The organism is Acidovorax sp. GW821-FHT11A03 (genome assembly GCF_058809075.1).
On sequence record NZ_JBXASG010000003.1, the window covers coordinates 591,615 to 614,239 of the forward strand.

Here is a 22,625-nt window from a genome sequence, read left to right on the forward strand (position 1 = left end):
GCTTTTGGTGAAAGCGCGAAGCGCTATTTAATTGGTAGCAAAAAGAGTCTTCATGCCGGTTGGGTGCGGCGCACCACATCGCATCGCGGTGCTTCGCCGCGGCCAGGTGCTGGCATCCGGCGCACGGGCTCCACGCCCGCAGCGCCTGGCCTTGCCTCAGGTCATCACTGCGCGCCTGGCGTGCTGTTCACTGGCGGGCGGCGCCCACAGGATGCGGCCCACGTCGATGCCCATGGACTGCGCACGCTCGATCAGGTGTTCGCGCACATGCCAGGGCAGGGTGGGGGTGCGCGACAGGATCCACAGGTAGTCCTTGCTGGAGCCCACCACCATGGCCCACTGGTAGTTCTCATCCAGCGCCACCACGTTGTAGCCGCCGTAGAACGGCCCGAAGAACGACACCTTCAACGCCGCGCGCGTGGGCGCATCGACGAAGCTTGCCGTGCCCTCGGCCTCCTTCCACTCCTTGCGCACCGGGTCGTACCCCCGGTTCACCACCTTCACGGTGTCGTCGGGGTTGCGGCTGTAGGTGGCGCTGGTCTGGGTGAGCCCGCGCTCGAACGAGTGGTCGATGCGCGCCACCTCGTGCCAGTGGCCGGTGTAGCGGTCCACATCGAAGCCGGTCACGGCCTGGATGCCTTCGGGCGTGCGTGGCGTGGAGCAGGCCGTGAGCGCCAGCAGCGCCATCAGTGCGGTGGCTCCGATCACCAGGGACCAGGGGGAGTGGCGGCGAGGCATGGCGTGGATGCGCATGGGATTGCTCCTGCGGTGGCGGCTTTCGAGGGTGCGTTGCAGGGCTTTGTGGGCATGCGCTGCGCGGCGGTTGTCTGTGCGTTCGACTGTAGGCACGGTGGCTGCCCCGGCGTGTAGGCGCAGGCTGGCAGCGCCTGTCGGCGCGGCGTTGACGGACCGGCGGCAGTCGTCCAGGCGTAGAGTGGGGCCAGGCGCCTTCTGCCTGTTTGCTGCCTGTTGGCGAATGCGCCCCGATCGGAGAGGAACACCCATGACCGCCCACCCCCACCCTGCGCACAACGCCCCACCCCTGGAAGACGGCCCGCCCCGGGTAGACCCCTTGCGCTTTCACCGGCGCCATGAGCACCTGGCCCCTACCTTCGGCACGGACCGGTTTGCGTTGCAGGCCGAGGCCTTTGCGCGGTTCTTTGGCACGCCGCTGTTTCTCGGTGCGCAGACGCTGATCGTGGCGGCGTGGATCTTGATCAACGTGCTGGGTGCCGCCAGGTTCGATCCCTATCCGTTCATCCTGCTCAACCTTGCGTTCAGCCTGCAGGCGGCCTACGCCGCGCCGCTCATCCTGCTCGCCCAGACGCGGCAGGCCGCGCGCGACAAGCACCACGCCGACGCGGATGCGCAGCACCGCGAGGCGCTGGCCATCGCCAGCGAACAACGCCAAGCCATTGCCGCGCAGAATGCCGCGCAGGTGCTGGAGCTGCTGCAGCAAAACACCCTGTTGACCGAACAGACGCGCCAGCTCACGCTGCGCGTCGAAGCACTGACTGTGGAGATCCACCAGCGATTTGTCACGCAGGCCGCGCGGCCGTGACGGGATGGATCCACGAACGACTTCCCGTCATCCACGCGGGCCCGGGCCATGCCCTCCTGCTCCTTGCCCATCACACCGCGGAATGTCCATGCCCCCACCATCCCCGCCATCTCCTTCGCCCCCTCCGGCCCCGCCGGTGGCTTCATCGCCGTCGCCCCAGGGGGGTGATGCGGACGTCGATATCGCGTCGCTGTACCGCCGGGTCCATGGCCTTGCCGTGCCAGGGCAGCTGGCCACCGCCCTGCACATGGGGGCGGAGCACACCGTGGTGGCGACGGGGCTGGATCCTCAGCTGCCCTCCGTCGTGCTGACCCTGGCGCTGGGCAGCCAGAAGACGGCGCGCGATTTTTTCCGCGGGGTACTTCCCACCCCCTTCGAGCTGGAGACCGCCATTGCGCGGGTGGAGGACGAGGTCTACGCCGCCCATGTCCGCCATCGCCCCTGGGTGCCGCAGGGTGCGGTGGTCACGCCTTGTTCCGCAGACCCGGCGCTGCACGAGATCGCCACCCTGGCGGGCATTGCGCCAGGGCCGCGGCGCATGCTCACTCTCGATGCCCTGGAGCATGTGTTCAACCGGCTTGTCTCCGTATCCCAGGGGCGTCCGGCTTCGCAGGAGGGGTTGCCCGCCCACGCTGCATTCGCGGCCACCCTGCTGGTGCTGCGCGAGCTGATGCACCACATGCCGTTCGGGTCGCTCACGCTGATGGACGGTGCCTGAGGGGCCGTGGGCCGATGGGTGGCCCAACGCTGGACGGTGCGGGCATGTGGTGGAAAGCGGCGCGGAGAGCGTGCGCCGCTCGTCGCCAAGTCTGGGTGTTGTCCTACAGACACGCGCCGGGATGCCTCTAAGGTTGTTTGTGTGAATTTTTCACATTCTTCGGGATGCTCCCCTGGTCCCGCAGCCGCCAACATCTCACCAAAGAGGCCACCCCATGAAAACACATCCTTGTCTGCGCACCGTCCTATGTGCGCTGTCCATCGCCAGCCTTGCCGCCTGCGGGGGCGGTGGTGGAGGTGGCGAAACCAGCGGAAATGGCACGTTGCGCCTGGCGATGACGGATGCCCCCAGCTGCGGCTATTCCGCCGTGAATGTCACGGTCGAGAAAGTGCGCGTCCACCAGAGCAGCAATGCCTCGGACAACGATGCGGGCTGGTCCGAGATCGTGCTGAACCCGGCACGCAGGGTGGACCTGCTGACGCTGACGAACGGTGTGCTCATGGAGCTGGGGCAGGTGCCGCTGCCCGCGGGAAAGTACACGCAGTTGCGGCTCGTGCTGGCCAGCAACACAGGGGCCCAGCCGCTGGCCAATTCAGTGGTCCCCACCGGCGCATCGGAAGTCGCGCTGAAAACGCCGAGCGGGCAGCAATCGGGCGTCAAGACGAATGTGAATATCGACGTGGGCGCCAATCAGATGGCCGACTTCGTTCTGGACTTCGATGCCTGCAAGTCGGTGGTGGCCGCTGGCGCCTCGGGCCAGTATCTTCTCAAACCCGTGGTGTCGGTGATCCCGCGCTTCGTTTCCGGTGTGCAGGGCTATGTGGAACCCGGCACGGGCACCAGCGTCTCCCTGCAGTTCAACGGTGAGCTGGTGCGCGCCACCACACCCGACAGCGCGGGCAGGTTCCTGCTCCAGCCGGTGGCCCCGGGCAGCTACACGCTGGTCGTCGTGGGTGCGGGGCGCACCACCACGGTGGTCACGGGGGTCCCGGTGGCCGCCGAGACAGTGACTTCCGTGGGCGCGGGCGCCGCGCCTTTGAGCCTGCAGCCATCTCCGGTCGCGACGGTGAAGGGCACCGCCCCGGTGGACACCATGGTGCGGGTGCTCCAGCCCTTGTCGTTGGGGGGCACGATCGAAGTGGCCGGCCGGGGCGTTGACGGGGTGACAGGGGCCTACGGCTTCACGGTACCTACCCTCGCGCCGCGGGTCGCCCCCTATGCCGCGCCGGGCACCAGCCTGGTGTTTGCCGCGGACTCCGCGGCGGCGGGGCGCTACGCTGTTCAGGCCCGCCTGGGTGGTTTTGCCGACAAGACGCAGGCACTGCCTGTCCTGACGGAGGGTGCCGTGCAAACCACGGATTTCACCTTCCCCTGACACCGCGGGCGGAGGGCACCGCCCCGCCTGCGATGAATGGCAGCGGGGCGGCCTTTCAGGACGGGGGGCGCGTCTCGGCGCCTGTCGGCCAGGGGGGGGTGATGTCAGGGCTCTCCGGCCGGCCGCGCCACGAGGTCCTTCCGGTCGCCGGAAAACCAGGCCGCCAGGAAATCCGCCAGCGCCCGCGTCTTGGCCGACAGGTCGCTGCGGGTGGGGTACACCAGCGTCACGTCCGCCGCGGGCAAGGCCCAGGCGGGCAGAACGCGCCGCAGGCGGCCAGCGGCCAGGTGGGCTGCCACGTCCCACTCGGAGCGCATCAGCACGCCGTGGCCTTCCAGGGCCCAGGTGGTGGCGGCCGCGCCATCGTTGGTGCTGAGCATGCCGCGCACCTTCACCGTTTCCTGCCGCCCGCCCTGGTGCAGGTGCCAGGTGCCATAGGTTTCATCGCTTTCGCGGATCACGATGCACAGGTGGGCCAGCAGGTCGGCGGGCTGGGCGGGCTCGCCCGCGTGGGCCAGGTAGGCCGGCGACGCGCACAGCACGCGCCGGTTGGCCATCAGCCTGCGGGCCGTGAGGCGCGAGTCGGGCAGGTCGCCAAAGCGCACGGCGGCATCCAGGCCCTGTTCCACCAGGTTCACGGGCCGGTCGGTCAGGTGCAGTTGCACCTCCACTTCGGGGTAGGCGCGCGAGAAGGCCGACAGGGCGGGCGCGATGTGAACGCGGCCAAAGCCCAGCGTGGCCGCCAGCTTGATGAGCCCGCGCGGCGAGCTGCGCGCGCCGGCCACCGTGCGCTCCAGCGCCTCCAGGTCGCCCAGGATGCGGGCACCATCCAGCAGGTAGGTCTCGCCCTCGGGTGTGAGGTGGATGCGCCGTGTGGTGCGGTGCAGAAGGCGCACGCCCAGCCGGTGCTCCAGCTGGGCCAGGCGCCGGCTGACCGCGGGCGGGGTGATGCCCATCTGCTGCGCGGCGGCGGCCAGGCTGCCTTCCTTCATAAGCAAGGCAAAGAAGCGCAGGTCCGAAAAGCCGTCCATGGGTACCTCATTCGTGCTTTGAATTTATGAATGAAATGATTTTGACGGTATTTATGGCGTTGAACATCACTCATAAGATCCAGCCACAACAAATACCCGCAGGAGACAACCCATGACCGATTCCACCCCCCCGACACCGTCCCTGTTTCCCCGCCGGCTGGCTGTGGCGGCAACGGCCGCCGCCACGCTGGCACTGCTGTCGCCCGCTGCGGCCCTGGCACAGCCAGCGGCTTTTCCCAACAAGGCCATCAAGCTCGTGGTCCCCTATGCGCCCGGCGGCAGCGCCGACATCGCCGCGCGGCTCATCACCGATGAATGGGGCAAGGCGCTGGGCGGCTCGCTGTTCATCGAGAACAAGGGCGGCGCGGGCGGCAATATCGGTGTGGACATGGTGGCCAAGGCCGCACCGGACGGCTACACCATCGGCCTGCAGACCGTCTCGCTGGCCATCAACCCCAGCCTCTCGGCCAAGATGCCCTACGACACCCTGAAGGATCTGGCGCCCATCGGCATGGTGGCCAGTTCGCAGCATGTGCTGGTGGTCAACAACGCCTTGCCCGCCAAGAACATCAAGGAACTGGTGGCGCTGCTCAAGGCGCAGCCGGGCAAGTACTCGTATGGCTCGGCCGGCGCGGGCAGCACCTTCCACATGTCGGCCGAGTTGTTCAAGGCCGTGGCGGGCACGCCCATCGTGCACATACCCTACCGCGGCGGCGGCCCGGCCATGATCGACACCATGTCGGGCCAGGTGGCGCTGAGCTTTCCGGTGCTGTCGGCCGCGCAGCCGCACGTGCAGGCGGGCAAGCTCAGGGCGCTGGGCGTCACCGGTACCAAGCGCTCGGCGCTCATGCCCGACGTGCCCACCATTGCCGAGGCGGGCCTGCCTGGCTACGCGTTTGAAACCTGGTTCATCGTGTTCGCGCCGGCCGGCACGCCCAAGCCGGTCGTCGACAAACTCAACACCACCCTGAACCAGGCGCTCAACACCCCGGCGCTCAAGGAGCGCATGGCCAAGGACGGTTTCGACCCCATTCCATCGACGCCCGAGCAGGCCCGCGCACGGATCGAAAAAGAGATGCCGCAGTGGGCCAAATTGATCAGGGAGCGGGGCATCACCGCCGAATAGGCACCGCCGCAATTTCAACGACACCATGACCACGACGACCCCGCTTTTCCCCGGCTTCACCCCCCACCGTGTGCCCACGCCCGACGGCCAGCACATCCACGCGCTGGTGGGCGGCACGGGCCCGGCCCTGCTGCTGCTGCACGGCCACCCGCAGACCTCGGCCATCTGGCACAAGGTGGCGCCGGTGCTGGCCCGGCACTTCACGCTGGTGCTGGCGGATTTGCGGGGCTATGGCGATTCCGCAAAACCTGCTGGGGATGCCGAGCATGCCCTCTACAGCAAGCGCACCATGGCCGCCGACATGCTGGCCGTGATGCAGCACCTGGGCCACCCACGCTTCACCGTGCTGGCCCACGACCGGGGCGCCCGCGTGGCGCACCGCCTGGCGGCCGACCACCCGGCCGCCGTGTTGCGCATGGTGCTGCTGGACATCGCCCCCACGCTGACCATGTACGAACAGACCAGCAACGCCTTTGCGCGTGCCTACTGGCACTGGTTCTTTTTGATCCAGCCCGCGCCGCTGCCCGAGCGCCTGATCGAGGCCGACCCCGCCGCCTATGTGCGCGACGTGATGGGCCGGCGCAGCGCCGGCCTGGCCCCGTTCGACCCGCGGGCCCTGGCCGAGTACGTGCGCTGCCTGGGCCTGCCCGGTACGGCCCACGGCATCTGCGAGGACTACCGCGCCGCCGCCGGCATCGACCTGGTGCATGACCGCGCCGATCGCGACGCGGGCCGCCAGCTGGCCATGCCGCTCCTGGCCCTGTGGGGCGAGCAGGGCGTGGTGCACCAGTGCTTTGCGCCCCTGGCCGAGTGGCAGCGCGTGGCGGCCGACGTGCGCGGCCACGCACTGCCTTGCGGCCACTACATCGCCGAGGAGGCGCCGGATGCGCTGCTCGACGCGGCGCTGCCCTTCCTGCTGGCCGACCGGTAAGGCTGCACCCAACGACAACCCCCGACGCTGACCATGACCACTCCCTCAACGCTCTACCAAAAGCTGGTGGCATCGCACACCGTGGCCGTTCTGGACGAACAGAACGTTCTGCTGTTCTGCGACCTGCACCTGATGAACGAATACACCAGCCCCCAGGCCTTCGCCGGCCTGCACGAGGCCGGGCGCGGCGTGCCCGTGCCGGGGCAGAACGTGGCGGTGGTGAGCCACATCATCCCCACGCACCCGGTGCGCTGGCGCACCATCCAGGACCCGCCCTCGGCCCTGCAGGCCAGCAACCTCAAGGCCAACTGCGACCGCCACGGCATCCCGCTGTTCGACACCAACGACCCGCTGCAGGGCATCGAGCACGTGATCGCGCCCGAGCACGGCATGGTGCGCCCGGGCATGGTCATCATCTGCGGCGACAGCCACACCACCACGTACGGCGCGCTGGGCGCGCTGGGTTTCGGCATCGGCACGTCCGAAGTGGAGCACGTGCTGGCCACCCAGACCCTGGTCTACCGCCTCGCCAAGGACATGCGCATCCGCGTGGACGGCACGCTGCCCACGGGGACCACGGCCAAGGACCTGATCCTCATGGTCATCAGCCGCATCGGCGCGCAGGGCGCACGCGGCTATGTGGTGGAGTTCTGCGGCAGCGCCATCGAAGCCCTGTCGGTGGAGGCGCGCTTCACGCTGTGCAACATGGCGGTGGAGGCGGGTGCGCGCGGCGCGCTGATCGCGCCCGACGCCACGGCCATCGACTACGTGCTGGCCAAGGCCCCCGACATCACCGGCGAGGTCCGCACGCAGGCCCTGGCCCACTGGGCCACGCTGGGCAGTGACGCGGGCGCCGTGTTCGACGTGGAGCATGTGTTCGACGCCAGCGCCGTGGCCCCCTTCGTCACCTGGGGCACCAGCCCCGACCAGGCCATGGCCATCAACGCCACCGTGCCCCGGCCCGAGGACATCACCGACGCCGTGCAGCGCAGCAGCGCCGAGCAGGCCCTGCGCTACACGGCCCTGGCGGCAGGGCAGCCGCTGGCGGGTGTGCCCGTGCAGCATGTGTTCATCGGCTCGTGCACCAATGCGCGCATCGAGGACCTGCGCGAGGTGGACCGCATCGTCGGCAGCCGCCATGTGGCCAGCGGCGTGCGCGCCATGGTCGTGCCCGGCTCGGGCGCCGTGAAGGCCCAGGCCGAGGCCGAGGGCATCGCCGCGCGCCTGATGGCCGCCGGCTTCGAATGGCGCCAGCCCGGCTGCTCCATGTGCCTGGCCATGAACGACGACGTGCTGGCCCCCGGCCAGCGCTGCGCCTCCACCACCAACCGCAATTTCGAGGGCCGCCAGGGCCGTGGCGCCATCACCCACCTGATGAGCCCGGCCATGGCCGCCGCCGCCGCCGTCACGGGCTGCATCACCGACGTAAGAACCCTGGAGGTGACCGCATGAGCGCCGACCACAACCACAGCACCGTGCGCGGCCAGGCGGCCCTGCTCGACATCGCCAACCTCGATACCGACCAGATCATGCCCAAGCAGTTCCTGCGCGGCATCGACAAGGCGGGCCTGGCGCCGGGCCTGCTGTACGACCTGCGCTTTGACGGCGCCGGGCAACCGCGCGAGGACTTCGTGCTCAACCAGCCGGCGTTTGCCGGCACCGATGTGCTGCTGGCCGGCAGCAATTACGGCTGCGGCTCCAGCCGCGAGCATGCCGTGTGGGGCATGCAGCAGTACGGCTTCCAGGCCGTGGTGGCGTCGAGCTTTGGCGAGATTTTCTACTCCAACGCCATGAACAACCGCCTGCTGCTGGCCATGGTGACCGAGGCCGATGCCCAGGCCTTCATGCGCGAGGCCCGTGCCACTAACGGTCCCTTGGCCATGGAGATCGATGTGGAACAGCGCCAGGTGCGCACGGCAGGGCACAGCGCACCGTTCACCATCTCCGAGCGGCACCGGCGCATGTTCCTCGACGGGCTGGATGTGATTGGAGCTTCGCTCACCTACCAGGCGCAGATCGATGCCTTTGCCCAGCGGCACTGGGCCGCGCAGCCCTGGGTGAAGGATGTCGCGCGGCGCACGCGCGAGCGGCTTGGGGCCGCCTCCGCGCAGGCCTGAACCGCCAGCGCCTTGGCGCTGCGGGGCACCTACTTGGCGGCGGGCTTGCCGGCCTGCGCCGCCTTCGCGGTCTTGTTGTAGACCTCCATCACCGTGGCGAAGTCGCGCTCGAAGTTGATGGGCAAGAAGGTGTCGTTGCCCGGCAGCAGCTGGCGCAGCTTGGGCGAGAAGCTGTAGCTGTACGAGCATTTCTTCACGCGCGCCTGCACCTCGGGCGACACGTCCTTGCCCAGGGTCCAGGTTTCGGTCATGAACGGCGGGCTTTCCCACAGCGTGCGGATGCTCGAACCCTTCACATCGCCCTTGACCACCATGCGCTGGTACAGGTCGCTGGCCACGGCGGCGGCGGGGTAGAAGCCGTGCATCACACCCGTCACCGAGCGCTCGTGGCCGTTGGAGAACACCACCTCGTAGTTCTGGTCCGGCACCAGGCCAATGGCCGGGAACAGCGCGCGCGGCGCCAGGTTGCCGGAGTTGGATGTGGGCGTGGTGTGCGCGATCTTCTTGCCCACCAGGTCCTGCGGCTTGGTGAACGGGCTGTCCACGCGCGCAATCAGGATCAGCTTGTACGAGTTGCGCTGCCCGCTGGCCTTGTTGCCCGGCACGCCAAACGGCGCGGGCTGGCCGGCGGCCACCAGCTGCGGCACCAGGCCGGGGTTCACCTGGGCCAGCTGGGCCTTGCCGGCGACCAGGCTGTCGATGAGGTCCTTCTCCCCCAGCACGTCGATGTTGGTGCTGCGTTCCAGCGACTCGCCCTGCAGGTTCTGCAGGTCGATGTTGCCGCAGCGCGCCAGATGATTGAAGTAGTCGCCCCACAGCAGCATGGTTTCGCTCTTGGCGTAGGTCTTGGGCATGGCCACCACCAGCTTCTCGCGCGTCCCGCTGAAGGCGGGGGATGGGGCCGTGGCTGCGGCGCGGACAGCGGCGGCGCGGGCCTGGGGTGTGGCGGCGCTGTCCGTCTGGGCGGCAACGGGGCCGAGCGTGAAGGTGGCGCAGAGCAAAAGCGCGCCAGAGCGTGCGTGAGAACGCATGGTGAATCTCCCTCAGGGTTTTGTGATGGTGGTGGCCCGCAGGCCAACCTGCCGGGGCCACGCACGGGTTGCGGGCCTGCCCGTGGCGTGCCGCGCGGCGCTGCCCGGCCGCGCGGCGGGCTGGCCGTCGAGTATGCATGAAGCTCCCGCGCGCCAAGGCAAGCGGCGGGTGCTGGAACCGTGGAGGCGCGCGGTGCCCACCGCATCCATCCAACGGCCGTGCCGCTGAAGGACGGTGGTTGACATGGCGTCAAGTGCCAGGGCCCGGGCAATGGACAACGCCGAGAGGGACGGTGCCCGCGAAGCCGGTAACAATTCGTGTACTTCCACCGCGAACCCACTCTCCCTACCGCCGCACCATGTCGCAAAACGCACACACCCTGCACCTGTTCTTCGAAGACGCGATCAAGCTCAAGACCGGCCAGCTGGTCTACCAGTACCTGGCCGCCGGCAATACCGAACAGGCGCAGCGCTGGGCCCAGAAACTGGGGGGCGCGGATCTGGCGGCGCTGTGGGACGAACAGTGGTTCAACCAGGAGGTCCTGGCCCAACGCACCCACCTGCTGCTGCGCTTTGACACCGGCACGCACGACGACCTTCCCTTGCGGGCGCTCGAAACACTGTTTGCCCACGGCCTGCAGTCGGCGGTGCTGGAGGTGTTCTACGACCAGGTGGGCGAAACCGAGCGCATGCACTTCGACAAGGGCCTGTGGGTCTCGCGCAAGGCGTTCTTCGAGGCCAACCCGCAGTGGCGCGCGGTGGTGGAGCCCGTGGACGAACCCGTGGCTGCCGGTGAGGCTGGCGAAGGGCCCGACGAGGAAGATGCCCACGCCCACTCCAAGGACCCGGGCAAGCCGGTCTCAGTGTCCAAGCTGCGCAAGCAGGAGGCCGAGCGCAGGAAGAAGGGCGAGGAAGCCGCGCAGGCCTTCATCGACATGGCCAAGGAAATGCACAAGACCGGCACCTCTCCCGTTCAGGGACTGATCGCGGTGCTGCTGCTGCGCGCCGGCTTCAAGGGGCTGCTGCAGGCCATCGCGTTCACGGTGGTCACCGTGCTGCTATTCAAGGGCCTGTGGCTCTGGCTGGGGCTGGGCCTGGTGCTGGCCATCGTGCTGCCGCTGTACTACATGCTGAGCGAGTACAAGGACCTCCACGGGGACGGCGACCCGGACAAAGACGCCGACGACGACAGCGAAGATGGCGGCGAGAGCGAGGGCCGTGGTGGCGAAGCGCCGCAGGGCGGCAACGCCAGCAAGTCCAGCCATTGAATCCGAGGGAGACACACAAAATGCTGACACAGATCGAATGGTGGGGCGGGCTGATCTTCGTGCTGGGCGCGATCACCTACAAGCTCGTGATGGGCGCGCTGGAAAAGAAGGACGATGGCATCCATTGGTACCGGCTTCAGATGCACGCCTTCTTCCTGCTGCCCGCCGTGGTGCTGGCCGCGTATTTCTATCCGCTGGACAGCCCGTGGCTGCGGTACGGCTACCTGGGCGTGCTGGGTGTCTCGCTGCTGGTGGTGCTGGTGATGCTGGTGCAGGAGATCACGGGCGACGCACCCGGGGACGATGCGGAGAAGGCCGCCACGCTCGACACAGTCAAGGGGGAGGGGGGAGAGGAAAAGAAAAAGCAGACCGAAAACGAGGAGGATGAAACCGGCTGGCTGACGGCGGTGCTGGGGGCCCTGGTGCTCTACAGCCCGGTGCTCGCGGCTTGTGGCCTGGGTTGCTACAAGGCCTGGCCCCTGGTGCAGGCGCTCTGGTAGCGCGGCCTGCGCGGGCAACGCCGGAAGGTGCCGGGTGCTGGACGGCACCGGCACGCATCACAATCCGTGCCAGCCAGCCACCGACTTCTTTTCGTTTGTGTTCTTTCCAAAGCCCTCTCACCGCGCGGCGCGCAGAGTGCCCACCCCCACAGCCATGGCCCACGATTCCTTTCCGGAGCTTCTCTCGCTCTACATGCGGCGCATTCGCGCCAGCGCCTCCGGCGTGGCCACCGAGATCGGCCTGAGCCGCGAGGCCGTGAACAACTGGCGCAACGGCCTGTCGGCGCCCAACCCCCGCTCGCGAGAAAAACTGGTGGCCTGCACCCGCTACCTGCGCCTGACGGAAACCGAGGCCAACCGCCTGCTCAGCGCCGCCGGCTTCGAGCCCGAGTTTCCGCTGCAGGCCGAGTCGGCGGGCGCGGCGCAGCCCTTCGCTGCCTTCCAGGACCGGCTGTTTGCCCAGCTGGCGCAGGCCGTGCCGTATCCCATCTCGCTGCTGCTGTCGCCCGCCCACTGGGGCCAGCCGCCGTTCAGGCAAGAGCTGCTGCAGCGCGCCAAGGCGCAGTACGGCGAAGGCGCGGTGCTGCACATCCAGCCGCCCTACAGCGTGAGCACCGTGCCGGCCGAGTACTTCGCCGCCATTGGCCGCCAGTGCGGGCTCGGCGATGTGGCGTCCGACTACGAATTCGAATCCGCGCTGGAGCGCCGCCTGCTGGCGGGCGAGCGCCTGTTCTGCCTGGTCAGCCGTTTCGAGCAGGGCACCCCCGAACTGCGCGAAACCCTGGCGGGCATCCTGCGCAGCCTGAGCGAGATGCACAGCGGACGGCTGCACCTGCTGCTGTGCGGCGGCGAGGCGCTGGCCGACCTCAAATACCGCAGCGGCGACCTGTCGCTGCTCAACATCGCGCAGGTCAACCACTGGCCCGATCCGTCGCTGGAAGACCTCACCCAGCTGGCGCGCCACCGCTGGCCCGAGCAGGCCTGGCCCCAGCCGGTGCTGGCGGCCCTGCAGGAGATCAGCGGTGGACACCCCGCGCTGTTCGAGGAAGGCCTGCAGTGGCTGGTGGACCAGGGAGCGGGCGGCGGCCTGCAGGGCGCGCAGGCAGACCGCGCCGCGCTGCGCACCCACCTGGCCAGCAGCCCGCGCCTGTGGCAGACCCTGCTGCCCCTCGCGCAGGCACCGGCCACCCGGCAACGGCTGGCGCAGCTGCTGCAGGCCGATGAGCTGGGCCGCGCGCGCCCCTACCTGCAGGACGACGAGCTGCGCCGCCTGTTCTGGGGCAACCTCATCCATGTGCGCGGCACGGGCGAGGCCGCGCGGCTGCACTGGCGCAGCCCCACCATCCGCGACGCGGGCCTCATGGTGCTGGACTCGTGTTCGTCGGCCGCATGAGCCCGCTGCTGTCCAGGTCCGTGGTCCGCGCGGTGGTGATCGCGGCCATCACGCTGTTCGTGGGCAGCGCGCTGCTCACGCCCAAGCTCAACCCGGCCACGCGCGGCTCCGTGCTGGGGGCCGAGAACGCGGGCATCGTCTGGGGCGAGCTGGTGCAGTGGCGCGTGGCGATGATGCAGGCGCACAACGAGCTGGACGCCTGGCCCGAGGACATCCGCACACATGCGCCGCGCATCGGCAACCCGCAGTTGCGCGTCACGTCGCCCCGGCCCTACGTGCTGCAGGCCGACATCGCCCACAACCCCGAACTGGGCAAGCTCGCGGGCACCCAGGTGGTGGTGGAGCTCAAGCCCGGCACGACCACCTGGAGCTGCCGCCCCGGGCGCCCGCCCATTCCCCTGGGCTATCTGCCCATCAACTGCCTGGAGGGGCAGGCCGACGACTTCACGCCCGTGCCGCCGTCCGAGCGCGACCCGTTCGAAGGCCTGCGCAAGCTCATCTACTGGTGCGCCGCCATCTTCGCCGTGGGCGCGGTGGTCTGGGTCGCGCGCCACCCCCTGCTCGGGCCTTCGCAGCTGCAGCCTGCGCGCCTTCGCCGCACCCCGCTTGCGCGGCTGCCCCGTCTGGACCGGCTGCTGGGCTGGACCGGGCGGCGGGAGTCCACGCTGCTCGCGGCCGACATCCGCCCGGTGGACTGGCGCCGCGCGGTGCTGTGCGCGCAGCCCGGCGCGGCAGAGGGTGCGGGGGGCCTCGCGCGCGCGATGGCCGAGCGGGTTTCCGCCCGCAGCCAGCCCAGCACCGACTGGGCGCTGCCGGGGCTGGTGTTCGAGTGGCAGTTCCCGCCGGACCTGCCCGTGTCGCTGGACCGCTGCCTGGTCTTCGTGCCCACGCCCGGCGTGGACGAGGCCGCCGTGCTGCGCCAGCTGCGCGCCGCGCAGACCGGCAGCGACGTGCTGCTGATCCTGAGCGGGCACAGCGTGGACGCGCCGATGCCCCTGCTGCAGGCCCATGCCGATGACCGCGCCAACCTGCACGTGATGGTGGACAGCGCCAGCCAGACCGAATGGCTGGTGGGCGGCGAGGCCCTGCAGGTGCTGCTGCGCCTGCTGGCCGCGCAGCTGCGCATCACCCGCATCTCGCCGTACCAGACGCGCGGTGGCGTGACGCGGGAGGGCTCCTTCTTCGGCCGCGCCCAGCTGCTGGCCCGCGTGGTCAACCGCGAACCCGCCAACTACCTGGTGGTGGGCGGGCGCCAGCTGGGCAAGAGCAGCCTGCTCAAGGCAGTGCAGCGCCGCCTGCAGGGCCACCCGCACACCGTGTGCCACTACGTCTCGCTGCGCGACCACCGCCTGGCGCCGCGCATGGCGCTGCAGTTCGGCCTGCCGGCCGACACGCCGCTCGAAGCCATCGTGGACCACCTGCAGGCGCAGTACGCGGGCAAGCGCCTGTATTTGCTGATCGACGAAGCCGACCTCTTTTTCCGCGACGAGTCGAACAGCGGCTACGCCCAGTTGTCCACGCTGCGCGCGCTCAGCGAGGAGGGGCGCTGCTGGTTCATGCTGGCGGGCTTCTGGGACCTGTACGCCACCGCCGTGCTCGACTACCAAAGCCCCCTGCGCAACTTTGGCGAGGTGCTGGCCATCGGCGGGCTGGAGCGCGCCGCCTGCCGCGAGCTGGCCACCGAGCCGCTGCGCCGCCTGCGCCTGGGTTTTGGCAGCGACACGCTGGTGGAAAAGCTCGTGGACGCCAGCGGCCAGCGCGCCAACCTCGTGGCCATCCTGTGCCAGGAATGCCTGGAGGCCCTGCAACCCGGCGAGCGCGCCATCGAGGCGCGCCACCTCGCGCAGGCCCTGGCCTCGCAGCCCGTGCAGGACGCGCTGGCCGGCTGGGGGCGCCTGAGCCAGGACGAGGCCGCCTGCCGCCTGGACCGCGTGGTGGTCTACCACACGGCCCAGGCCGGGCAGACCAGCCTGGTGGCCCTGGCCCAGCTGCTGCAAGGCCACGGCATCACGGCCGACGCGCAGGCGCTGCGCCAGTCGCTGGCACGCCTGCAGCTGGCCTATGTGCTGCGCAAGCAGGATGCCGCGTACCGCTTTGCCATTCCGCTGCTGAAAGACCAGTTCGAGCCCACGGAGGTGGAGCTGTTGCTGCGCCAGGAGCTGGCCGTGCTGGCGCGTGGGTGACGGCCGCTTCCGCCGTGCACATCGCCACCGCCTTTGCTACACAAGCCTATGACCACCAAACTCAAGTGGACCAACCGCCTCTACGGCCCCATCCGTGTGCTGAACCATGCGGACGGCCTGCATCTGGAAAAATTCACCGACGCCGATCTCGACCAGATCGCGGGCTGTGACGATGTGCTGGAGATCGACCTGCGCAGCAACCGCACCCCGCAGCCGGTGGACCTGTCGCGCCTGGCGCATATCGCGGGGCTGCGGCGCCTGAGACTGGAGCACGTGCGGTTCAGCAACCTGCAGGCGCTGGGGGCTCTGCCACGCCTGCAGTCGCTACTCATCGCGCACTGCGACTTCCAGGACTTCGAGGCGTTGAACGGCCTGCAGATCGAAACTCTGTTCCTGTGGAACAACAAGCTCAGGGCCTTTCCAGCGGGCCTGGATCTGCCGAAGCTGGAAAGCCTGTACCTGTCGCACAACCGCATCGCCGAGGTGGGGTTTGCGGCCAGCTACGCCACGCTCAAGGAACTGCACATCAATGGCAACCAGGTGGCCGACCTCTCGCCCCTCGCCGCCTGTACGGCGCTGGAGCGGCTGTGGGCGGACGACAACCGCCTGAGCACCCTGGCGCCGCTGGCGGGGCGCCGCTTTCAGCGCTTGCATGTGGACAATGCGCTGGCCTGCGAGTGTGAGTCACTGAAGCTGGAGCTGCCCGAGACCCCTTTCGAGCAAGACGCCGAGAGCGCCGAGTCCTGGCGTGTGGCGCGGCTGATGGAGGCCAAGGACTGGCCGCAGCTGTATGCCATCACCTCGCCAGCGCTGCTGGGCAGGGCGTTTTCGAATCTGGTTCACGGGCACGCAGATGCCGAGATGATGCGTGGCGCGCTGGAGCATCCCGCGCCGGGCGCTTTCGAGGCCATGGTGGCTCACGGACTGAGGCCGCACTACGTGTCCGTGCGGGAGCAGTTGGTGGATGTGGTCAGCGCCCACGGCGAGCGGCTAGTGCTGCCGCTGGCCCGTGCATTTGATGCTCTGCTGGCCCAGGGCTACGTGCACGACCCGGAGTTCTACGCTGGTAAGTTCAAGCAAGAGCACTTCACGCTGGCGCGCATCCTGCAGCAGGTGGCCAGCCCGGTATTTGCCGGCCTGTTCCAGGCCTTCTTCGCACAACGCGAGAGCTTTTCGCAACTCCACCTGGACCTGTACAAATGGCTGCTCGACGTAGTGGGCAAGACGCAGTCGCCCGCGCTGGTGGAGCCACTCATCGACCTGCTGCGCCTTGAAGAGCGCATCCTGGGTGGCGATGCGGCGTTCATGAAAAAGACCTTCAAGGCCATTGGGCAGCTGGGCACCCGGGCAGACGCGGCCCTGCTGACCAGCCGATTTGACGTCGCGGCCGAAGCGCGGCCCGATGTGGCCGAGGCCTGCTTGGCCACCTTGAAAAAGCTCGAAAAGAAAAAGGCCGAACCCGTGGCGGCGCGTGCGGCTGTGCGCTCTTGCGTCTCCTCCCAACCCTGAGGTTTCCTGATGTCTGAGTCTCGTCTTCACTACACCGTTTATTTCTCATCCCGCGCCCAGGCCGCGGCCTGGGCCGCCGAAGCGCAGGCGACCGCTGATCTGCCGCTGGAGGAACAGGCCCCCGTGCTGGGCGCCATGCTGGGCCTGGGCGGCGATGCGGGTGCCTCTTTCGAGTTCGCGGGGGCTGCCGAGTTGTGTGCCGAGCTGGCCATCCTCGGGCCGTGGAACCTGCTGGCCGCCAACGAGTGGCCACCGGGCCTGATGGAGCGGGGCGCCAAGCTGTTCAGCTGCGAATGCCACAACGGCCCCAAGGCGGAAGGCCTGTGGTTCAACGGCCCCAAATCCGTCACGCGCAAGCAGTTTGAGGCTGCTGTGCGCAAGTTGGACCCGCTGGAAGAAGTGCACCAGTGGCTCTCCAAAGAACAATATGGCGAGGTTTTGAACCTGGTGCACCACCATGGCCTGGACCCCAACACGGTGCTGTACCACCGGCCGCTCATCGTGCACTTGCTCACGCCGCAGGCAGGCAAGGCCAGCGGCGTGTTGCCCACCGACGCCATCATCGCCCTGCTGCAAGCCGGGGCGCGACCCGACCCACTGGCGCTGGTCACTCTCATGCCCAGCTTCACCTTGCCCGTGTTTCCGCTGCATTGCGCGGCGTATGCGTTTGACATTGCACTGATGCAGGCGCTGGTGGACGCTGGCGTGGATGTGAACGCTGTGGACGACGAGGGGCACACGCCCTTGATGCAACTGGCCGATGCCACACACTATTTGAGCAAGCCAGCCTCCATGGCCGTGCAGGCCGCGCAATGGCTGCTGGAGCGGGGCGCAGAGGTCAACGCCGTGAGCCAGCACGGGGATTCGGCCCTGGCCGGGGGCGTGCACCAGGCGCTGCGCGATCTTCTGGTCGCGCACGGTGGCCGGGTGATCTGGCCGCAACACGCGCTGGAGTACGACACCCCGGAGCAGCAACGCAGCGCGATCTGGTACCACGACCATGCGCGCCTCGATGAACTGCTGGCGCAGGCCCCACCGGACGAGGCCTACCGGCAGCAGTTGCTGAGCAGTGCAGTGGATGGAGGAAATGGCCACGCGCTGGACCGGCTGTGGCGGCCGCAAGACCATGCGCTGATGTGCATCGACAAAATCCCACAGCCCCGTTTGCTGGCGGAATCCCTCACGAAGCACGAAGGCACGGACGTGGCCACGATGCAATACCTGGTGCAGCGCAGCGCACCCGAGGCATTCCCCACGCGCGACGCCGCCTGGCTGGATGCCGCCAACAGCTGCATGCACGATTTCACCAGCCGCATCGTGGACCGGCCTGTGGCATTGCTGGAGATGGTGCTGGCGCTCGGCCTGCCCGCCGAGCCACCCGCCGATGCGCAGCACACCCCCCTGGAGTGGGCCATCCACGGCCTGTCTGAAGCCAAGGTCGCGCTGCTGTTGGCCCACGGTGCCAACCCCAACAGGGCGCTGTACCACGGTGGCAATGCCCTGCATGAGGCGGTGCTGTACAAGGCGACCGATTGCATCCCATTGCTGTTGCAAGCGGGGGCGGACCGTACCCAGTGCGACCGCCAGGGCCGCACACCGCTGCAACTGGCCGTGTCCAAGCGCAATAAGACGGCCCAGAAGCTGCTCGCGGCCTGATTTTGATCGAAATCCAGATTTGGGGCTTTACCCGTAAGCGCTGAAAGCTATCAATAGAGTAGCAAAAATATCTGGCTTCCATCACGGCCGCTGCACCATCACCAGCGCATACAGCGCCTGCGCCGCCACCGACAGGCTCTCGTCGCGCCGCCGCACCAGGTAGATCTGCCGTGTCAGCCCGGGCAGCGACAACGGCCGCGTGACCAGCCCCGGCTGCTCGAAATGGAACAGCGTGAGCGCCGGCACCACGCTGATGCCCAGCCCCGCGCGCACCATGCCCATCACGGTGGCCAGTTGCTCCACCTCCATCAGCGTGTGCATGGCCTGCGGGTGCAGGGCGGCCTCGAGGTACTGGCGCACGCTGCTGGTGCGCGCCAGGTGGATGAAGGGCCAGGCGGCCAGGTCCTGCGCGGTGATGGCCTTGCGCCTGCGCGCCAGCGGGTGGTCGGCGGGGCACACCAGATAGAAGTCATCGCTGCAGAACGGCTCGGCCTGCAGCGCGGGGGTGTCGGCGCGGATGGCGGCCAGTGCAAAGTCGGCATGGCCGCTGGCCACGCGCTCGATGCAGGGTTCGGACAGTACGTCGGCAATGTCGATCTCGATGCCCGGGTGCGCCGCGCGGTACTGCGCCAGCACGCCCGGCAGCCAACCCGCGGCCAGCGAGGGCAGCAGCGCCACGGCCACGCGCCCGCGCTGCAGCGTGGCCGTGTCGCGCACGGCGGCCAGGGCGCTGGTGATTTCGGCGCGGATGCGGCGGGCCGACTCCAGGAAGTTCTGCCCCTCGGGCGTGAGGTCCACATGCCGTGTGCTGCGGTCGAACAGGCGCAGGCCCAGGTCGTCCTCCAGTGCGCGGATGAGGGCGCTGAACGCGGGCTGCGACAAGTGGCACAACGTGGCGGCGCGGGTGAAGCTGCGCTGCTCGGCCAGCGCAAGGAAGGCGTCTAACTGGCGGCTGGAGAGGTGAGGGGCGCTCATGGTGGGGCTGAATGATTCATCTGCATATCAGATGGATTCATCAGAACAATCGATTTCACAGAATACAGCCATGTTCCTACATTCATGGTCAGGAGACAACGGATTCATGCCGAACGACCAAAAAACCAAACTGCTGGTGGGCTGCGCCGCCGGCTTCTCGGGTGACCGCACCGACGCGGCCTTGCCCGTGGTGCAGGCGCTCATCGCCAGCGGCCAGCCTGCGGTGCTCATCTTCGAGACCCTCGCCGAGCGCACACTGGCCCTGGCGCAACTGGCGCGCCGCACTGACCCGGATGCAGGTTATGAACCCCTGCTGGTGGACCTGCTGCGCCCCGTGCTGGCGCAGTGCCTGGCGCACGGCGTGCGCATCGTCAGCAACTTTGGCGCCGCCAACCCGCACGGCGCCGCGCGCCGCATCCACGCCCTGGCGGCCGAGCTGGGCCTGGCCTCCCCGCGCATTGCCGTACTGCAGGGCGACGACCTGAGCGGACCCGAGCACCGCGCGCTGCTGCAAGGCGCCTTGGGCAGCGCCATGCCCACGGAGCCCATCGTCAGCGCCAACGCCTACATCGGCGCACAGGCCATTGCCGATGCCCTGCGCGCCGGGGCTGACATCGTGGTTTGCGGCCGCGTGTCCGACCCGTCGCTCGTGCTGGGCCCGGCGTTGGCGCACTACGGCTGGGCCCCGGACGACTGGGACCGCCTGGCCCGCGCCACCATGGCCGGGCACCTGCTCGAATGCGGCGCGCAGGTCACGGGCGGCTACTTTGCCGACCCTGGCTACAAGGATGTACAAGGCTTGGCGCAACTGGGCTACCCCATCGCCGAGATCGACGCCGACGGCCACTGCACCATCACCAAGCCGCCCGGCACCGGCGGGCGCATCGACGAGCGCACCGTCAAGGAGCAACTGCTGTACGAGCTGCACGACCCTGCGGCGTATCTCACGCCCGACGTGGTGGCCGATATCACCCAGGCCCGCGTGCAGGCCGTGGGCACCGACGCCGTGCGGCTGGAAGGCGTGCAGGGCCATGCCCGGCCCGCCACGCTCAAGGTCAACGTGTGCTTTGAATCCGGCTGGTTCGCCGAGGGGGAAATCTCCTACGCCGGCCCGCGCGCCGAAGCCCGCGCGCGCCTGGCGGGCGAGGTGCTGCGCGAGCGATTGAGCGGCCTGGGCCCGCTGCGCATCGACCTGATCGGCGTGACCAGCATCTTCGGCGACGACACCAGCCGGTGGCTGGACGCCCCTGCAGACGCAGGTGCCCACGCCCGCGATGTGCGCCTGCGCGTGGCCCTGCAGCACCGCGACCACGCCAGCGCCCAGCGCCTTGTGCGCGAGGTGACCGCGCTCTACACCTGCGGGCCTGCGGGTGGCGGCGGGGTGCGCACCGCCATGCGGCCCCGCCTGGGCACGGTGTCGTGCCTGGTGCCGCGCGACGCGGTGGCCGTGCGTTTTGAGATGGTGGATTGAGGAGTACCCACACCATGACAACCACCATCACCGTTCCGCTTTATCGAGTTGCTCATAGCCGCACCGGCGACAAGGGCAACCGCTCCAACATCAGCGTCATCGCCTGGCACCCCGCGCTGTGGGATGTGCTGGTCGAACAAGTCACCGAGGCCGCCGTGGCACAGCAGTTTGCGCAGCGCCGCCCGCGCCAGGTCACGCGCTACCTGCTGCCCCAGCTGCAGGCCATGAACCTCGTGCTGGACGACGTGCTCGACGGTGGCGTGAACGACGCGCTCAACCTCGACAGCCACGGCAAGGCACTGAGCTACCTGCTGCTCGATATGCCCGTCACCGTGCCCGCACATCTGGCACCACACTTTGGCGGTCCCACGGCCTAGGGCCTGTTCACACTATTTTTGCCAGATGCGTTGCGAAGCAAACAGGCCAGGCGCTAGGCGCCAAACGAAGCTGGGGTGCGGCCCCAGCGAGGATTGGCAACACAGCGGATGGCCTGTTTGCTTCGCAACCCGAAGGGAAGGCAACCCCAGCCACGCCACTCGTCGTTGCGTTCCTAGCCAAGGCCCCGGCCTTGGCGTCGTCACGCGCCTAGATTGGCGTGGCTGGGGCTGCCTTCGCAATGGCAAAAATAGTGTGAACAGGCCCTAGACCTCCCCTTTCGCTTTTCCATCCATACCAACACCAGGAGACAACATGACCCATTCATCCCCCCGCCGCGCTCTGCTCGCCACTGCCGCCGTAATGGCGCTGTGCGCATTGCACGCCCCTGCTGCGCTGGCCCAGGCGGCCGGTGCCTACCCCGCCAAACCCATCACCTTCGTCGTGCCATTCGCGGCCGGCAGCGCCACCGACCAGCTGGCGCGCGCGCTGGGCCAGTCCATCACCACTGACACCAAGCAGGCGGTGGTCATCGACAACAAGGCGGGCGCCAGCGGCATGATCGCGGCGTCGGCCGTGGCCAAGGCTGCGGCGGAGGGCTACAGCGTGCTCATCACCACCAACACCACACACGCCGCCAACGAGCACCTGTACAAAAAGCTCTCGTACGACCCGGTGAAGGACTTCGCGCCCGTGACGGGCCTGGGCAAGGGCGGGCAGGTGCTGGTGGTCAACGCCAGCGCGCCGTACAAGAACGTGGGCGAGCTGCTGGCCTTTGCCAAGAAGAACCCCGGCAAGCTCAGCTTCGGCAGCGGCAGCTCATCGAGCCGCATGGCGGGCGAGATGCTCAAGCAACTGGCGGCGGTGGACATCCTGCACGTGCCCTACAAGAGCAATCCGCTGGCCATCACTGACCTGCTGGGCGGCCAGATCGACCTGATGATCACCGACACCTCCACCGGCGTGCCGCAGGTCAAGGCGGGCAAGCTGCGGGCCCTGGGTTATTCCACCCAAAAGCGCAGCGCGCAACTGCCCGACGTGCCCACGCTGGACGAAGCCGGCGTGAAGGGCTACGACATGGGCTACTGGTTTGCGGCATACGTGCCGGCCAACACGCCCGCACCGGTGGTGGCGCGCCTCAACGAGCTGCTGACCGCCGCCACCAAGAGCGCCGCGGCCAAGAGCTTCTATGACAACGCCGGCTCCGAAGCCTGGACGACCACGCCGGATGAACTCGCCAAGTTCCAGGCCGCCGAAACCCAGAAGTGGGGCAAGGTGATCAAGGCCGCCGGTATCGAGGCCGAATAAGCCACCGGCCCACCCACAGGCCCACCCACCGGGCCGTTTCATTCTTTTTTTGCTTCTCGCAGCCTGCCTTTGCCGGCAGGTCTGGGCGAAGCCTTGC

General features: G+C 68.5%; 20 protein-coding genes. 16 read left to right on the top strand and 4 right to left on the bottom strand.

Going from position 1 to position 22,625, the window contains the following annotated elements; genetic code table 11:
• Positions 1-156: 156 nt before the first annotated feature.
• Positions 157-753 carry a lipocalin family protein gene (locus tag AC1RVY_RS10035; RefSeq protein ID WP_218294304.1) on the bottom strand — a complete coding sequence of 199 codons (597 nt, stop codon included), beginning with the start codon at positions 751-753 and terminating at the stop codon, positions 157-159.
• Positions 754-1,003: 250 nt separating this feature from the next.
• Between AC1RVY_RS10035 and AC1RVY_RS10040 the strand changes: the two genes are divergently transcribed.
• The 3 genes from AC1RVY_RS10040 (at position 1,004) to AC1RVY_RS10050 (ending at position 3,654) form a co-directional block, all read left to right on the top strand.
• Entirely contained in the window at positions 1,004-1,561 is a 558-nt protein-coding gene (locus tag AC1RVY_RS10040) for a DUF1003 domain-containing protein (RefSeq protein WP_218294305.1), read from the top strand.
• An 88-nt stretch (positions 1,562-1,649) separates the two neighbouring features.
• Positions 1,650-2,279 carry a hypothetical protein gene (locus tag AC1RVY_RS10045; RefSeq protein WP_492806459.1) on the top strand — a complete coding sequence of 210 codons (630 nt, stop codon included), beginning with the start codon at positions 1,650-1,652 and terminating at the stop codon, positions 2,277-2,279.
• Positions 2,280-2,493: 214 nt separating this feature from the next.
• A complete protein-coding gene (locus AC1RVY_RS10050) occupies positions 2,494-3,654 on the top strand; it encodes a DUF4382 domain-containing protein (protein ID WP_218294307.1) in 1,161 nt (386 codons plus the stop codon).
• Positions 3,655-3,758: 104 nt separating this feature from the next.
• Here the strand turns inward: AC1RVY_RS10050 and AC1RVY_RS10055 are convergent, their stop codons facing one another.
• Positions 3,759-4,685, bottom strand: a complete 927-nt coding sequence (locus tag AC1RVY_RS10055) for a LysR family transcriptional regulator (RefSeq protein WP_369643891.1) — start codon at positions 4,683-4,685, stop codon at positions 3,759-3,761.
• 112 nt (positions 4,686-4,797) lie between these two features.
• Here AC1RVY_RS10055 and AC1RVY_RS10060 point away from each other — a divergent pair, with 112 nt between their 5' ends.
• Genes AC1RVY_RS10060 through leuD form a run of 4 tightly spaced genes read left to right on the top strand, consistent with a single transcriptional unit; the run spans position 4,798 to position 8,859 of the window.
• Entirely contained in the window at positions 4,798-5,811 is a 1,014-nt protein-coding gene (locus AC1RVY_RS10060) for a tripartite tricarboxylate transporter substrate binding protein (protein WP_492806461.1), read from the top strand.
• 25 nt (positions 5,812-5,836) lie between these two features.
• A complete protein-coding gene (locus AC1RVY_RS10065; protein ID WP_218294309.1) occupies positions 5,837-6,742 on the top strand; it encodes an alpha/beta fold hydrolase in 906 nt (301 codons plus the stop codon).
• A 33-nt stretch (positions 6,743-6,775) separates the two neighbouring features.
• Positions 6,776-8,194 (top strand): 3-isopropylmalate dehydratase large subunit, encoded by a 1,419-nt coding sequence (gene leuC / locus AC1RVY_RS10070; RefSeq protein ID WP_492806463.1) that lies wholly within the window; start codon positions 6,776-6,778, stop codon positions 8,192-8,194.
• Positions 8,191-8,859 carry a 3-isopropylmalate dehydratase small subunit gene (leuD, locus tag AC1RVY_RS10075; protein WP_492806465.1) on the top strand — a complete coding sequence of 223 codons (669 nt, stop codon included), beginning with the start codon at positions 8,191-8,193 and terminating at the stop codon, positions 8,857-8,859. Before leuC ends, leuD begins: the two co-directional genes overlap by 4 nt.
• Positions 8,860-8,888: 29 nt before the next feature.
• Here leuD and AC1RVY_RS10080 read toward each other — a convergent pair whose 3' ends face one another.
• Complete coding sequence (locus AC1RVY_RS10080) at positions 8,889-9,890, bottom strand: PhnD/SsuA/transferrin family substrate-binding protein (protein WP_492806466.1); 1,002 nt, start codon at positions 9,888-9,890, stop codon at positions 8,889-8,891.
• A 359-nt stretch (positions 9,891-10,249) separates the two neighbouring features.
• On the opposite strand from AC1RVY_RS10080, the gene AC1RVY_RS10085 reads away from it, so the two are divergent.
• From AC1RVY_RS10085 to AC1RVY_RS10110, 6 genes are all read left to right on the top strand, one after another.
• On the top strand, positions 10,250-11,158 hold the full coding sequence (locus AC1RVY_RS10085) for a hypothetical protein (RefSeq protein ID WP_492806468.1): 909 nt from the start codon (positions 10,250-10,252) through the stop codon (positions 11,156-11,158).
• A 20-nt stretch (positions 11,159-11,178) separates the two neighbouring features.
• Positions 11,179-11,658 (top strand): hypothetical protein, encoded by a 480-nt coding sequence (locus AC1RVY_RS10090; RefSeq protein WP_218294314.1) that lies wholly within the window; start codon positions 11,179-11,181, stop codon positions 11,656-11,658.
• A gap of 154 nt (positions 11,659-11,812) precedes the next feature.
• On the top strand, positions 11,813-13,051 hold the full coding sequence (locus AC1RVY_RS10095; protein WP_218294315.1) for a hypothetical protein: 1,239 nt from the start codon (positions 11,813-11,815) through the stop codon (positions 13,049-13,051).
• Entirely contained in the window at positions 13,048-15,234 is a 2,187-nt protein-coding gene (locus AC1RVY_RS10100) for an AAA family ATPase (RefSeq protein ID WP_492806470.1), read from the top strand. Before AC1RVY_RS10095 ends, AC1RVY_RS10100 begins: the two co-directional genes overlap by 4 nt.
• A 48-nt stretch (positions 15,235-15,282) precedes the next feature.
• Positions 15,283-16,743, top strand: a complete 1,461-nt coding sequence (locus tag AC1RVY_RS10105; RefSeq protein WP_369642287.1) for a leucine-rich repeat domain-containing protein — start codon at positions 15,283-15,285, stop codon at positions 16,741-16,743.
• A gap of 9 nt (positions 16,744-16,752) precedes the next feature.
• A complete protein-coding gene (locus AC1RVY_RS10110) occupies positions 16,753-18,399 on the top strand; it encodes an ankyrin repeat domain-containing protein (RefSeq protein ID WP_492806472.1) in 1,647 nt (548 codons plus the stop codon).
• Between the two features lie 81 nt (positions 18,400-18,480).
• Here AC1RVY_RS10110 and AC1RVY_RS10115 read toward each other — a convergent pair whose 3' ends face one another.
• Positions 18,481-19,374 (bottom strand): LysR family transcriptional regulator, encoded by an 894-nt coding sequence (locus tag AC1RVY_RS10115; RefSeq protein WP_218294318.1) that lies wholly within the window; start codon positions 19,372-19,374, stop codon positions 18,481-18,483.
• Between the two features lie 106 nt (positions 19,375-19,480).
• Here AC1RVY_RS10115 and AC1RVY_RS10120 point away from each other — a divergent pair, with 106 nt between their 5' ends.
• The 3 genes from AC1RVY_RS10120 to AC1RVY_RS10130 all read left to right on the top strand — a co-directional run bounded on the left by AC1RVY_RS10120 (position 19,481) and on the right by AC1RVY_RS10130 (position 22,528).
• Positions 19,481-20,845 (top strand): acyclic terpene utilization AtuA family protein, encoded by a 1,365-nt coding sequence (locus tag AC1RVY_RS10120; RefSeq protein ID WP_369642289.1) that lies wholly within the window; start codon positions 19,481-19,483, stop codon positions 20,843-20,845.
• 14 nt (positions 20,846-20,859) lie between these two features.
• Entirely contained in the window at positions 20,860-21,222 is a 363-nt protein-coding gene (locus AC1RVY_RS10125; RefSeq protein WP_369642290.1) for an AtuA-related protein, read from the top strand.
• A 313-nt stretch (positions 21,223-21,535) separates the two neighbouring features.
• Complete coding sequence (locus AC1RVY_RS10130; RefSeq protein ID WP_369642291.1) at positions 21,536-22,528, top strand: Bug family tripartite tricarboxylate transporter substrate binding protein; 993 nt, start codon at positions 21,536-21,538, stop codon at positions 22,526-22,528.
• The last annotated feature ends 97 nt before the right edge of the window (positions 22,529-22,625 follow it).